The sequence below is a fragment of the Moorena sp. SIO3I6 genome, assembly GCF_010672095.1.
This window is the reverse complement of the sequence record NZ_JAAHHU010000026.1, coordinates 74,027-88,657: the sequence shown is the minus strand read 5'-3', so window position 1 is coordinate 88,657 and position 14,631 is coordinate 74,027. Positions and strand designations below refer to the sequence as shown.

Below are 14,631 nucleotides of genomic sequence, written 5' to 3'. Positions count from 1 at the left end.
TAGTCTATGTACTTTTTAATGTGTACATTGACTGTCTCGTCAGTCCCTCCATGAGGATTTTAGTCAATTCACTGAATGGTTGTGAGAGGTCGTAACAGGTCAAGTGATTTTGTTGCAAGTGATTTGGTTGTAATAGTTCCGTAACAGATTCTCGTGCTTCTTGTTCTGGATAGCGTACTGCCATCGTAATTTCATCTGCCAACCGACCACTGCCCCCAAGAACTACCAATGGTCGTCCAGCTTTCTTGTTTTCAAATAAGTCTACCAAGGTAATCGCCCCACCGTTAGCCATTACTGTGACTGATGGCTTTTCGTCTGCCAGGGTAGTAGCTATACGAGCCAACCAGGGGGATTCATCACCCCAGGTAGACCCAGGAATCAGCACAAAATGAGTATGATTTGGCTCCAGTGATGTTTGACCAGAAGATGAGGGGGGTGCATCAGGAAGCGCAATCTGGCCCACTGGGGCAATACCTACTAAGGGAAAGGTGCCAGCAATCTCAGCACGAGCTTGCCCCATCATCTGCATCACCCCAGTATCGGTACCGCCATCCACCACACATGCTCCGAGGGTTTCAGCAATGGGAGCTAGTACATTGACAAACAACAAGCGCAGACGAGCCATACTCTGATCACTCATCTTACTTGCCCCCCCAACTACCACTAGAACCGGACGGGAGCCGTGAAGACCGATTTGGTTCAGGGCAGCAGACAAGTCAACAGAATGATCCACTTGAATAGCACAAGCCGTTTGCCCATTCTTGAAGGTGAGTGTGAGAGGCTGGTTATTTAAGAACTGCTTGAAGATGAGATGGTTTGGCTTGTTTCCATGCTGGGACAAAGCACCAGACTTAGCTAAAACTCTCCTCTTGAGCAATCGGGGGGGAGCGATGCCTGCGCATCTAGCCATTAAGACCTTTTGGTGATCTGTTCGCTTTTGCTTTGTCTTGGCAGATAGAAACATTTAAAATTACCTATAGTGGTTTATAATATTTTATCTGCTAGATCATGCTCAGGGACATCAGCTGATCGGACATCTCGAAATTGGCGGTAACATTTTGTACATCCTCCAACTCTTCCAGAGCATCCATTAATTTTAAAAGCGTCCGCGCCAGATCTGGGTCAGTCACTTCCACCGTATTACTAGGAATCCAGCGCAACTGCGCCTCACTGACCTCAAAGCCCTGATTTTTCAAAATTTGACTCAGGTTTTCCAGGTTGCTAACTTCTGTAAATACCTCAGCCGTTACACCTTCGGAATCCTCGTTCAACTCATAAGTTTGAGCTCCCCCTTCAAGGGATGCTTCAAACAAATGGTCCTCTGTGATATCACCCGTAAGCGTAACGATACCTTTTTGCTCAAAAATCCAGCTAACGCAGCCTGTTTCACCCAGATTGCCACCATTCTTAGTAAATGCTGAGCGCAGGTCAGCTGCTGTCCGATTCCGATTATCAGTAAAAGCTTCGATCAAGATAGCAACGCCTCCTGGACCATACCCCTCATAGCGAATTTCTTCGAGATTGTCACTCTCATTGCCTAGGGTACCTGCTCCTTTTGCGATCGCTCTTTCAATGTTGTCATTAGGAATCCCTGCTGCCTTCGCCTTTTCCACCGCTTGCCGCAGCTGAAAATTACCCTCCGGATCCGGGATACCATTGCGAGCAGCTACTATAATCTCCCGAGAGATTTTAGCAAAGGTCTTACCTTTAACTGCATCAACCCTCGCTTTCTGACGCTTAATATTTGCCCATTTACTATGTCCTGCCATAACGGTTAAGTTGATTACAACCCAAGTTACAAAATACCTCCAATTCTTGGTTTAAGCATATAACCTACCCAAGTCATTCCATAATATAATATAATATTGTTTCTGCTAGGATAGGTACTAACTTAAGGAAAGAAAGTCCATGGTAAATGGTAGATCCTAAATGGTTCTTGGTCAAGGGAGTAGCCCTTTGGAGATTAGGGGTAGCATTACTTGCACTGTAGTTTGTTCTCCTAGTGTACTATGTATTGTTAATTTACCACCATGTAACTCAACTAGACGTTTAGCAATCACTAGCCCCAACCCTGAGCTTTGTTGTTCGTAAAGGTTACCTTTAAACTGTAAGTCAGCTTCCAATTCAGCCATTTCAGTTTCAGATATCCCTTGTCCCTTGTCGTGGACTGACAAGATCAAGGTATTATTTTCTGAATAGCTATTTACCCAAACAGGTGTTCCCTCTTGTGAGAATTTAAAGGCATTATTAATTAACTCTTCCAACATTTTATTAAGTCGGTTTTGCGACATAGCAATAGTAGCCTCTCGCCAATCTAATTCCAAATCCGCAACCCGTCCTGTCTTTTGAGCAAGATTCTGAATCAAATTAGCCAGAACCGGATTAGGTAATGTACTGGTAGTATTTCGCAGATTTTCTAATTTCTTGGAATCTGTAGCGATCATTTCAAGCTCTGCATAAAGTAAAAAGTTCTGAATTAACCTTAATAAACGTTCACCCGACTGATGGATATCTTCTGCCATAGTCTTAATTTGATATCGTTCCAAACTCTCCCATTGCTCCATGATTAGTTTAGAAATATCCAGAATCCGATTTAGGGGTTTATCCATTTCATAGGGCAAATACAGTGTAATATGGCTGCGCAAATCATCCAGTTTTTTATCTTTTTGCAACTCAAGGGCAGCTTGCTTTTCCAATCGAGTAGTAATTGCTCCTAGTAGTTCTACTCTAGTAAATGGCTTGGTCAGATAATCATCTGCTCCTAATTCCATTCCTTGGCGCTGATCAGTTTTTTCAGCTCTAGCTGTGAGAAACATAAAAGGAATGGTTGCCGTAGTAGGATGTTTACGCAACGTCTGCAATACCTCATAACCATCAAGTTCTGGCATCATGACATCGCAAATAATCAAATCTGGCGATTCATGCTGGGCTAACTCGATACCAATCCGACCATTACTACCAGCAATCGCCTCAAAATCCTCAGCCTCCAGTAACTCCAGTATATTTTCTCGTACTGAAGGTTCATCTTCAATTAACAGAATTTTTGTTCTTACCATTGTTTTGCGCTTTGTGAAACTAATCTAATTGACTTGAGGCAGTGGGAACCCAATACCGCTATTGAGTAAACGTTTAAATTCCGGCGCTGGTAAAGCCCTACTAATCAAATGACCCTGAACTCGATCACATTTATGAGAATAAATAAAAGCCAATTCTTCTTGAGTTTCTACTCCTTCAGCAATCAGTTTTAGATTTAAACTTTTTGCCATTTGGATAATGGCCTTAGTAATAGCAGCCTGGTTAGGTTTCTGCACAATATTACGGACAAAGCACTGATCAATTTTGAGAACATCAAAGGGAAATTGTTGTAAATAGCTTAATGAAGAATATCCGGTTCCAAAATCATCAATTGCAATTTCTAATCCTAGGTTTTTTAATTCATTTAACTGACGAATAGCAGTTTCAGTGTTTTTTACTAGTATACTTTCAGTTAGTTCTAGTTCTAGAGTTCGAGCGGTTAACTCAGTTGACTGCAAAATCTTGATCAAATTATGGTAAAAATCTGGTTTATTAAATTGACGACCTGATAAATTTACTGCTATCCGAAAAGAGGTGAATCCATCATTTTGCCAGACTTTAGCTTGCTGACAAGCCTGCTGTAATACCCATTCTCCAATGGATATAATCAGACCCGTTTCTTCCGCGATTGGAATAAATTTTGCTGGGGGAATCAAACCAAGTTCTGGATGATGCCAACGTAATAGAGCTTCAGCACCAACAATTTTTCCTGTCTCGAGACTGATTTGGGGTTGATAGTAAACCTGGAATTCTTCCCGTTCCAAAGCATAGCGTAAGCTACTCTGCAAGGTAAGATAATTTGAAGAATTGACATTCAAGGAACTGGTGTAAAACTGATATTGATCACCACCGTGACGCTTTGCCTGAAGCATCGCCTGGTTGGCATGATTGAGTAATTGTTCAACGTCTTCACCATCACGGGGATAAATGGTAATACCAATACTGGCGGTGATAAAAACTTCTTGATCATCCAGAACGATGGTTTGAGAGAGGCTCTCAAGAATGCTTTGGACAACATTGATGACATCTTGTTTGTGTTGAGCTGTGGCTATAATAACGGCAAATTGATCGCCATTTAAACGAGCAACTGTACCCTGATTATCCACACAATAAGTTAGGCTTTGAGCCACAAATTTGAGTAAGTAATCACCCCAAAAATGACCGAGATTATTGTTAACTTGATTAAACCGATCTAAACCCAAACACAGAAAGGTAAGCAGTTTGTGATTATCGTCGATGTGTTGTTTTACTTGCTTAAACCGTTCTCGCAACGACAGCCGATTAGGTAGGTTTGTCAAGCTGTCATGGCGGATTAAGTAATTGAGTTTATTTTTAGCTTCCTGAAGTTCAGTATTGTAATGCTTATGAACAGCAGCTTTTTTTTTGAGTCTACTGGAAATTGACCCGAGGAGTTCTGCTCTGGTAAAGGGTTTGGTAATATAGTCGTCTGCCCCTAGTTCCATACCCTGACGAAAATCATTTTTAGCAGCCTTTGCTGTCAAAAAAATAAAAGGAACTGTTGCCATCATTGAGTCTTGACGCAGGGATGTTAAGACACTGTAACCGTCCATTTCCGGCATCATGACATCACAGATAATTAAATCTGGGATAGTTCCTTTAGCTAAATTAACACCAACACGACCATTTTCTGCTCCAATGACATCAAATCCTTCGGCGTCGAGGAGTTCTATAATGTTTTCCCGGACAAATTCTTCATCTTCAATCACTAATATTTTTCTCATCATTAATTTGATAGCAAGTAATATATTGGCAGGGTTACAGTAAACGTTGTACCGACAGTGACCTCACTTTCTAGATCAATTTGACCTTGGTAGATATCGAGACACTTTTTGACAATTGCCAGTCCTAAGCCAGTGCCGGTAATTGTCCCCACATTCGTACCTCGATGGAAGGTCTCAAAGAGTAGTCCTTGGTCTTCTTCAGGAATACCAATACCTTGATCGCTGATTTTAAAGATAGCCTGATTGGCAGAGCAAGTGAGTTTAAGCTCAACTGTACTGTGCTATGCTACCTTTGGGAGAATACTTCAGTGCATTACTCAGCAAATTCTCCAAAATTTGCCTAAGCAATTTTTCATCCATATACGGTCGGGCGGATGATAACGAACTAGCCGCATTATTTTTTCCATGATTACTACCTAATTTTTTTTTAAACTTTTCTAAGCTATAAGTAAATTTTATTGTGTGCTCATTTCGTTAATTAAGCTGGATTTTATAAATTAAATCGGTGCAAAAACTTTCCAAGTCTATCGGCTTTAGCTGTAACTATATTTTACCGGCTTATACCTTGCCAATCAGCAAGATATCATTCAAAATTATGGTTATATATTGAACCATGTTTTTAATGCGAGGTAGGTGATGGTTATTTTTAGATTTTGATCATTTTGTTCCGTAATGTTCCAGTAAATTACCTGATGAATAAATCGTTATTATAGGGGTACCAAATTCGTTCGTAAGATTTCATGGTTATAAACCTGGATTTTAGCTCCCCAAGTTGTTTCTCTTTAGCCAGTGCCTTTATGATTTATACTTCCGTTTGTTTCCGTTTAGTGATATCTCTATCAACTCCTCGATAACCACAAAACTTGCCAAGACGATCAAAAATTGGTACACCACTGGTTTCCAGAACCACTAACTGACGATTTTTATTAATTCTGGTATTTTCCAAGTTGCTAAAGGGCTGTTTTAAAACGGTAAAGGAAGCTAAAATTTCCATCACACGTTTTGCCTCTTCCTTTAACATTAAGTCAAAGGGAGTTTTGCCAACTACTTCTGATGGTTCATAACCGAGTAAGTCCCAGATTTTGGGACTAGCGTAGGTATAGACAGCATTTTCATCCATCTCCCACATCCAATTGCTACTAATTTCTACGACATTACGAAACCGCTCTTCACTCTGCCGCAACTGCTCTTCTGCCTTCTGGCGCTCAATAATCTCCCCCTTGAGTGCTTGGTTCGCTTTCCTCAGAGCAGCGGTACGTTGTTGAACTCTGACTTCCAAAGCATCATTGACTTGTGCTAGGGTGAGTCGTGCTTCAATACGCTCAGTGATATCCTGGACAATAACAGCAACTTCATCTAACCCACTTTTAACAATACGAGCCTCAAAGTAGCGGAGTTTACCATCTTGTCTGACTGGGGACTCAATAACTTGCATCTCATCACTTTCTAGGGCTATTTCCACATGCTCCCAAATTAATCCTGCTACCTCAGTGGGTAAACAGTTATGTAAATGTTTCCCAATACAGTTATTGTTGAGAAACAGCACAGGGTTTTCAATGGCCGCTTTCCAATCCAAGTAAAAGCCATCCCGATTGACACGAAAGATTACATCTGGTATCGCTTCTAAGAGGGCTCGGTTTCTAGCCTCGCTTACTTTTAGTGCAGACTCTTTTTGTTTAAGTTCTTGGCTTTGTTTTTGATAGAGTTGCTCAAGTTCTTGGTGGGTTAGGGCAATGGCAAAATGATCGGCGATCCCTCGGATAAAGGCAATTTCTTGGACTGTCCATTCTCGTTCGTGTACGCACTGATACAAGGTCATACTACCTAGACAAGACTGCCCATGCAGCAGTGGCACCATCATGATGGCACGGAGGTCACATGGATAGGTTAATTCCTTCAGTTCTGGTGGGAGTTTTCCCTCCGATTCAGGAATAATCAACGGTTTGCCCTGAGCTAGCCAGGAGTGATAACTCTGAAAGAGGTGGCGAAATACCTCGATCAGACATGGCTCGCCTGTACTCTCCACTGATTGGGTAATGGGAAAGCTAACTTGATGAGTTGCCATAGCTGGAGGGTCGTGAGTGGGAAACATTAAACAGCCACTCACTTGCAAGATTTGATCTAATTGATTAGCTATGGTGGGTAGCAATTCATTGAGGACTAACGTCCCCCTTGTAACCTGGGCAATCTGGTTAATCATTTCCGCTTGGACTTTCAAGAGGTGATAGTCCACTCTTTGATGTCCAGTGCTCGATTCCATGGGTCTATGCTCAGGTAACATAACCAATAAAATTAGCTAAGAGCGGAACTGTCTAGCCTAGACTGGACATAGAGGCAACCGCCATCAATTCTACGCTGTACCATAATTTTCAGCCCATCCCCACCAATCAATTCGGGGGATTTGAGGTCAGTTGTCCATGCTAGTTAATTTGTGTCAGTTGTTTTGCAGCTACTAGCTTTTAGCTATGGGCTAAGTGCTAATTACATGCATGCAACTGACCATTGACCACTGACCATTGCAAGGCGTCGATTCATGCCCATACCAAGAACATAGGGGCAACACTCGCCGCCCAAGCTTAGGTGATGGTAAGATGTTATACCACCACTAGATGCCTAAATTGTTGCACAGTCTTAATTTCTAGCCCTCGTGGAAACTACGGTGTCTTAGCTAGTTTGTCTATTTTGACACCTGTAAATTCACGAACAGTTAGTGTATCATTGGTCTTTGGTGATTGGTTATGGGTCAAAGCGCGTCCCTCAGCCAGATTAGCCCTAGGTCTTACCCGTTCGCGCCACTGTCGCCCCTTGGGCGAAGGGAAGTGTGAGATGATGAGTCAAAGGAGACTATGGCTGTAGACTATTGACAAAAACAACTTTGTATGTTATCGAAGCTTATACCCTTCAATTAAACCGGAGGACATCTTCTGTCTGACTCAGGTGAGAGGTATCTCCATTCAGTTCCATCACCCACTGTTTTTCTTGGCGCACTAGTTTAACTAAACAGCACAAGGATGCTTTAATGTTTTGTGTGGCACCCACTAGTCCCTGAGTGGTTCCAACTACTGATGGTCCGTGACCAACCAGTAGTAAATCTTCTGAAAATTGAGCGGTGATACGTTGTGCCGTTTCACCTGTTCGTTTGAGTAAAGCAACACTTGTTTCTGGATATTCAGGGATTACACAGGAAGTATAACTGGTGTCAATTCGCTGAAACTGCTTGTGCAATACTTCATTAGGCAGTCTTTCTGGTTCAGTTGCCATCCACTCAGGATTGAGCCATTCACTTAAACCCAACTCTAGCTTAATAGGTAAATCCAGAATTTCTGCGACTTGGTTAGCCGTTTGGACAGTTCGTAAAAACGGTGAGGCGAATATATGCCTAATTCCTTTTCCTACAAGGCGTTGACCCAGTTGCGCTGCTTGCAGTTCCCCATCTACTGAAAGGGGTGGATCATAGGGTCGCTCTGCCTTGTTGAACCATTCGGGGTTAACAAAGTCAAGGCGGTTTCCGTGTCTGGCAATCCAAACTGTTTGGGTCATCTTACCTTACACCTTCTTCGGGAATTTAGTTAAGTTATGTAAAATTTATTAAAATAATTTAACTGGAATCCCACAAAGCTTATCATCTGGTTTGGAAAACCAGCATGGTCTGCTTTAATTTTCTTAATTTAAATCTCACTGATAACGCCATCGAATTCAATGAAAACCGCTCAGGACTCTACAGATTTAGTTCGTACCTATTTAAAGGAAATCGGTCGTGTACCATTACTGACCCATGAGCAGGAAATTTCTTACGGGAAAAAGGTTAAACAGTTAACAACCTTAAAGGAAGTCAAAGAGTCCCTTGTCCAACAGCTGGGTCGTGAACCTACGTTTTCTGAGTGGGCAACAGCATCTTGCCTAACGGATTCTCAGTTAAAGTCTAGCATAGCTGTTGGTGAATCCGCTAAACGCAAGATGGTGGAAGCCAATTTGCGATTGGTGGTGGCAGTGGCAAAGAAATACATTAAGCGTAATCTCGAGTTGCTGGACTTGATTCAAGAGGGAACCATCGGCTTGCAGCGGGGTGTAGAAAAATTTGACCCTACCAAAGGCTATCGTTTTTCTACCTACGCCTACTGGTGGATAAGGCAGGCAATTACTCGTGCGATCGCAGAAAAAGGGCGCACGATTCGCCTTCCTATCCATATTACCGAGAAGTTAAACAAAATCAAAAAAGCCCAGCGCCAACTTTCCCAAAAGCTGGGACGAACAGCTACTATCTCAGAATTGGCAATTGAGTTGAACCTAACACCATCACAATTGCGCGAGTACTTCGAGCAAGCACGTCAACCCCTCTCTTTGGAGTTGCGAGTGGGGGATAACAAAGATACAGAATTAGTTGAGTTGCTCGAAGACACCGGTCCTGGACCAGAAGACTTTGTGACTCAATCGTTAATGCAGCTAGACTTAGAGAAATTCATGGATGATTTGACACCGCAGCAGAGGCAGGTGTTGAGACTCCGTTATGGCTTGGCAGAGGACGAACCAATGACATTAGCCAAAATTGGTCAACACCTCAACATCAGCCGTGAACGAGTGCGACAAATCGAACGAGAAGCGATCGCTAAACTTCGTAAGCGTCAAGGGGATATGCGGGAATATATCCCAGCTAGTTAATTTTTTCTGAGTCGGTTTAGTCATTAGTCATTAGTCATTAGTCATTAGCTACAATCACCAATGACTAATGACCAATAGGTGAGAAAATCAGATCCTAGATGGTTCGGTTCCACCTACTTTGCCATGGTCACTTGCCTGTTAAAGTAATTACAAATACGAAGCAGTAGAGCTAAACAGATAAACATCATCATTGGCTGCCGACTCTAGTAGAAAAACCGGAATTAGCCATCGCTAGGAGGTAAAACGGTGAATAACGCATCCAATCCCAATCATGTTCCTGAATTCTTTGATAAAGATTCTGACAATAATTTACTCTGGCAGTATGTTCAATCAATGAGTCCAGAAACCATTACCCAGCTGTCTAGACCAACGTCTTCGGAAGTCTATCAGGTGATGGAAAACAATATTATGGGAATGTTGGGAAACTTGCCTTCCCAAGACTTTGGCGTAACGATCAGTACTAGCCGTGAGAATCTAGGTCGCCTTTTGGCTTCAGCCATGGTTAGCGGCTATTTCCTTAGGAACGCTGAACAACGTATGGTTTTTGACAAGTCTTTGCAAATAGCTGAATCTCAATCTGTGGAGGAAGATTAGTCAAACCTTGGCCCCATAGGGCTGAATCTATAGATTTTTGATAGAAAATGCCCAATCGAATATCGGCAGATCATCACCTGAGTCTGTCGGTTTCTATTATTGAGGTTAGTGGACAGTAGGCAAAAGTATCACAAAGGTTGGCCATTGCCTCAAGTAATTTGCTATACTTTAACTATTATATTAGTGCCACGACCTTGTCTTAATTAATATTTCCCGAAAACCAAGGGTTTTGTAGTGACATTGGATCTGGTTCTAGAAATTTAATGGCGCACGAGGAATATTTCTTTGTGCTTTGGGAGATACCCCCTGGCGTTCGAATCAGCTTGCATTGGCGGGCTAAAGTTTATCTTGATAGACTTTGGTAGCTAAAAAGTATCGGAACAAAGAAGATCACTCTTGGACTGGTATACCAGAGCTGGTCGAGATTTACCTTGGCGACGAAGTTGGGAACCCTATAGCATCTGGGTGTCTGAAATTCTGCTAGAGCAGACCCAGGTCAAAACGGTCATTCCCTACTATCACCGCTGGATGGAGCAATTTCCCACCCTCGAACATCTGGCATCTGCTGATTTACAGCAAGTCCTCAAAGCTTGGGAGGGTCTGGGATATTACTCCCGTGCTCGCAACTTGCACGCCTGCGCTAAAACAATTATGCAGTGTCATGGTGGCGTTTTTCCCCAAGAGCTGAGCCAGGTCTTAGCATTATCAGGGATTGGTAGAACAACAGCAGGTGGTATTCTCAGCGCTGCCTTCAATCAGCCAGTGCCTATTCTCGATGGTAATGTTAAACGAGTAATAGCACGATTGGTAGCATTGTCGATACCACCTGCCAAAGCCACTCAACAATTATGGAAGCTATCAGAAGCCTTACTGGATCATCAACATCCTCGAGAGTAAAACCTACGGAATAATGGATTTGGGAGCAACTATCTGTACTCGGAAAACTCCCAATTGCCCTGATTGTCCCTGGAAAACTTACTGTCAGGCTTACAATCATGGTATTCAATCTGAAATACCTATGCGTGAACCATCTTCTCCCCTACCCACAAAAAATATCGGTGTCGCTGTGATTTGGAACGACCAGGGACAAATTCTAATCGACCGCCGACCTGCAAAAGGCTTATTGGGTGGTCTTTGGGAGTTTCCTGGTGGCAAAATTGAGCTTGGTGAAACTGTTCCGGAATGTATTAAACGGGAAATTCAGGAAGAATTGGGCATTGAGATTGAGGTTGGTGAACACCTGATCACAATTAATCACGCCTACAGCCACTTTCGTGTTGTGCTAAGTGTACACCACTGTCGCCATCTCAGTGGTGTTCCGCAACCTATTGAATGTGATGAGATTCGCTGGGTAACCTTAGATGAAGTAGATCAGTTTCCCTTCCCCAAAGCCAATACTCAGATTATTGCGGCTTTGCGCTCTCAAGACTGAACAGCGATTACCTGATCAGTTCAAGAAAACAACCTTAAACCTTAAACCTTAAACCTTAAACCTTAAACCCCATTTCCTATCGATAAATCGGTAAGGTGAAGTGAAAACAGCTGCCACCCTTGATAGGTGAATCAACCCAAATGCGACCATAGTGGGCACGGATAATCTTTTGACATAGGGCTAAGCCCAACCCATAGCCTTCTATAGCTTCGTCTCGCTTAAGGCGGAAGTGGTTTTCAAAAATGCGATCGCGATTTTCTTGTGGTATACCAGGACCATTGTCGCAAACGCTAACTTGAACTTTCTGGGTAGTACGGTGGATGCTAGACACAGCAATTTTCCCCCCTTTGGGAGTATACTTAATCGCATTATCCAGCAGGTTAATTAGCACCTGACGCACCAATTCTTCATCGCCGTAGACAGGAGGCAAGTCTTGTGGGATGTCGGTTTGCAGAACCTGAGCTTTGAGCTGAAACTGTTCATGCATCTGAACTAGAACGTCTTGGCAAAGTCTGCCAAAATTCAGCTTATGAGGTCGGATGTTGAATTCAGCATTACTTCCCTTCCTAGCTTGCAGCAGATCCACCACCATCCGGTTGATAGTGCGCAATTGATTACGAGCTTGCTCAAACAGCCGTGCCTTTAGCTGTGGCGTCAGCCCAGATTTTCTGCCATTCTGGGCTACTGGTTGCTCTAGCTGTAGGGTTTCCAAGGCAATGGATGCTGCTGTCAAAGGACTGCGCAAGTCGTGAGCTAACATGGATATGACTTGGTCTTTAAATTGCAGCTGCTCAAGCAATTCTTCTCTATCTTTCTTGAGGCGAAATACTTCGTCGGACAGTCGAATCAGTTCCAAGGCACAAGCCAGGGAACCAGCTGTCTCTGGTGATGTCTCAGCCGAGGAGTTAGATGAGCTAACAGTTGGTTGTAAAGGGAATCCTTGGGTAAGTTGGGTTTGGTTTTCTTCTAGAGAGCGTTGCCAGCGGGGCCACCAGTTCTTCAGCTGGGCAACTAGATTACTACCTGCAAGGGTTTGTTTGGGTTTCGGATTAATCTTAATCAGTGCTGGGGTTGCTACTAGCTTAAAGTGTTCAGCTAGATAGGGTTGTTCCCCAACATCCACAACCTTTAGTTCAAAGGGATACTCTGTCTTGAGAGTTTCCAGATAATGGTGGATAGACTGGAGCTGTTTACGGGAACCGGGACGTTCATCGACAAACAGCAGCAGTTGTAGAAAGGTTGGGGAGTTAGTGTATGTTTCTGTAGCTGCCTGCATGCAATTTGGTGTTAGCACTCTTAACCAATAAGGCTGGAATAAGACTAAGATTTGTTATTTTTTGTTGGTGATGTGTGCTTCCTTACAATTTAATGTCTATTTTATTATTTTATAGTCTCGTTACTAACCAGCCCTTTTCTGGCACTTTCCCAGTCTATTTGAGACTAAAATCTTAAAATAATGTAACATTATCGCGGATTGCGTCAATTCTCCTTTAATAATCTACCCACGGCTGCTACTTGATCATGGCTATTGGCTACCTTGCTCTTGTCCTTCACGCCCATTTACCGTTTGTTAGGCATCCAGAAAGTGATTATGTTCTAGAAGAAGAGTGGCTATTTGAAGCCATTACTGAAACCTATATTCCCCTACTACATGTTTTTGAGGGATTAAAGCGGGATGGGATTGACTTCAAAATAACCATTAGTATGACACCACCTTTGGTGTCGATGCTACGGGATCCACTACTACAAGAACGTTATGAGCGCCATCTGTCACTGCTCCAAGAACTAGCCAAGAAGGAGGTTGAGCATAATCAGCATAATGGTCATATCCGTTACCTAGCCCAACATTATGTTCAAGAGTTCAGCGCCATTCGCCAAACATGGTTACACTATGAAAGGGATTTAGTCAAGGCATTTAAAAAATTTTTAGACAGTAATAACCTGGAAATTATCACCTGCGGTGCTACCCATGGCTATTTTCCTCTGATGAAGATGTATCCCCAAGCAGTTTGGGCTCAAATTCGGGTGGCTTGTGAACATTATGAGCAAAACTTTGGCTGTCCGCCCAAGGGCATCTGGTTACCGGAATGCGCTTACTACGAAGGGATTGAGGAGATGCTAGCAGATGCTGGTTTGCGCTATTTTCTGATGGATAGTCATGGTATTCTGTACGCTCGTCCCCGACCACGGTTTGGTACCTATGCCCCCATTTATACTGAGACAGGAGTTGCTGCCTTTGGTCGTGACCATGAGTCATCCCAGCAGGTGTGGTCTTCGGAAGTCGGGTATCCAGGAGATCCAGTATATCGGGAATTCTACAAGGATTTAGGCTGGGAAGCAGATTATGATTACATTAAAGCATATATTATGCCCCATGGACAGCGGAAGAATACGGGTATAAAATATCACAAAATTACAGACCGTGGTATAGGATTAGGGGAAAAGCAACTGTATGATCCGTATTGGGCAAAAGACAAAGCTGCGGAACATGCTGGAAATTTCATGTTTAATCGCCAGCAGCAGGTTAAACATCTAGCAGCAATGATACAGCGTTCTCCGATTGTGGTATCTCCCTATGACGCAGAGTTATTTGGTCACTGGTGGTACGAGGGACCTTGGTTTCTGGATGTCTTGCTCCGTAAGTCCTGGTATGACCAGAACACCTATGAAATGACTCATTTGGCAGATTATTTGCGGAATAATCCGATCCAACAAGTCTGTAAACCTTCTCAATCTAGCTGGGGGTATCAGGGCTTTCATGAATACTGGCTGAATGAAACCAATACCTGGATTTACCCTCATCTGCACAAAGCTACAGAACGGATGATTGAGCTGTCAAGGTTGGAAGCTACAGATGAGTTGGAGTGGAAGGCATTAAATCAAGCAGCGCGAGAGTTACTACTAGCGCAATCGTCAGACTGGGCATTTATTATGCGCACCGAGACAATGGTACCTTATGCAGTTAGACGAACGCGATCGCATTTGATGCGCTTTAATAAGCTTTACGATGATATCAAGCTGGGCAAGATTGATGCAGGCTGGCTGGAGAAAGTCGAGAAAATTGACAATATCTTTCCCAAGATTAACTATCGCGTCTATCGTCCTGTTTGAAATCTCCCCACACAATCC

General features: G+C 43.1%; 13 protein-coding genes. 5 read left to right on the top strand and 8 right to left on the bottom strand.

The annotated features are described in order from the left end of the window. Positions 1-4: 4 nt before the first annotated feature. The 7 genes from F6K49_RS09995 to F6K49_RS09965 form a co-directional block, all read right to left on the bottom strand. Entirely contained in the window at positions 5-910 is a 906-nt protein-coding gene (locus F6K49_RS09995; protein ID WP_293027947.1) for a hypothetical protein, read from the bottom strand. A 91-nt stretch (positions 911-1,001) separates the two neighbouring features. Then, positions 1,002-1,769: a YebC/PmpR family DNA-binding transcriptional regulator gene (locus F6K49_RS09990; protein WP_293096230.1), complete on the bottom strand. Its 768-nt coding sequence runs from the start codon at positions 1,767-1,769 to the stop codon at positions 1,002-1,004. A 171-nt stretch (positions 1,770-1,940) separates the two neighbouring features. Continuing rightward, positions 1,941-3,056: a response regulator gene (locus F6K49_RS09985; protein WP_293096227.1), complete on the bottom strand. Its 1,116-nt coding sequence runs from the start codon at positions 3,054-3,056 to the stop codon at positions 1,941-1,943. Positions 3,057-3,080: 24 nt separating this feature from the next. Next, positions 3,081-4,820: an EAL domain-containing protein gene (locus tag F6K49_RS09980; protein ID WP_366514158.1), complete on the bottom strand. Its 1,740-nt coding sequence runs from the start codon at positions 4,818-4,820 to the stop codon at positions 3,081-3,083. Further along, positions 4,820-5,044: a sensor histidine kinase gene (locus F6K49_RS09975; RefSeq protein WP_364302468.1), complete on the bottom strand. Its 225-nt coding sequence runs from the start codon at positions 5,042-5,044 to the stop codon at positions 4,820-4,822. Before F6K49_RS09975 ends, F6K49_RS09980 begins: the two co-directional genes overlap by 1 nt. Positions 5,045-5,619: 575 nt before the next feature. Next, positions 5,620-7,077 carry a PAS domain S-box protein gene (locus F6K49_RS09970; RefSeq protein WP_293029546.1) on the bottom strand — a complete coding sequence of 486 codons (1,458 nt, stop codon included), beginning with the start codon at positions 7,075-7,077 and terminating at the stop codon, positions 5,620-5,622. 641 nt (positions 7,078-7,718) lie between these two features. Beyond that, entirely contained in the window at positions 7,719-8,357 is a 639-nt protein-coding gene (locus F6K49_RS09965) for a histidine phosphatase family protein (RefSeq protein ID WP_293029543.1), read from the bottom strand. Between the two features lie 159 nt (positions 8,358-8,516). Here F6K49_RS09965 and F6K49_RS09960 point away from each other — a divergent pair, with 159 nt between their 5' ends. The 4 genes from F6K49_RS09960 to mutT all read left to right on the top strand — a co-directional run bounded on the left by F6K49_RS09960 (position 8,517) and on the right by mutT (position 11,502). Beyond that, positions 8,517-9,476, top strand: a complete 960-nt coding sequence (locus F6K49_RS09960) for an RNA polymerase sigma factor, RpoD/SigA family (RefSeq protein WP_293029540.1) — start codon at positions 8,517-8,519, stop codon at positions 9,474-9,476. Between the two features lie 246 nt (positions 9,477-9,722). Continuing rightward, positions 9,723-10,070 (top strand): DUF760 domain-containing protein, encoded by a 348-nt coding sequence (locus tag F6K49_RS09955; RefSeq protein WP_293029537.1) that lies wholly within the window; start codon positions 9,723-9,725, stop codon positions 10,068-10,070. 396 nt (positions 10,071-10,466) lie between these two features. Beyond that, the gene (locus F6K49_RS09950; RefSeq protein ID WP_293029534.1) at positions 10,467-10,967 is read left to right on the top strand and encodes an A/G-specific adenine glycosylase; all 501 of its coding nucleotides are present in this window, start codon (positions 10,467-10,469) and stop codon (positions 10,965-10,967) included. A gap of 121 nt (positions 10,968-11,088) precedes the next feature. Further along, the gene (gene mutT / locus F6K49_RS09945; RefSeq protein ID WP_202970699.1) at positions 11,089-11,502 is read left to right on the top strand and encodes an 8-oxo-dGTP diphosphatase MutT; all 414 of its coding nucleotides are present in this window, start codon (positions 11,089-11,091) and stop codon (positions 11,500-11,502) included. 76 nt (positions 11,503-11,578) lie between these two features. Here the strand turns inward: mutT and F6K49_RS09940 are convergent, their stop codons facing one another. Beyond that, a complete protein-coding gene (locus tag F6K49_RS09940; protein WP_293037618.1) occupies positions 11,579-12,778 on the bottom strand; it encodes a histidine kinase in 1,200 nt (399 codons plus the stop codon). 245 nt (positions 12,779-13,023) lie between these two features. On the opposite strand from F6K49_RS09940, the gene F6K49_RS09935 reads away from it, so the two are divergent. Next, positions 13,024-14,613, top strand: a complete 1,590-nt coding sequence (locus F6K49_RS09935) for a glycoside hydrolase family 57 protein (protein WP_293096224.1) — start codon at positions 13,024-13,026, stop codon at positions 14,611-14,613. Positions 14,614-14,631: the final 18 nt, after the last annotated feature.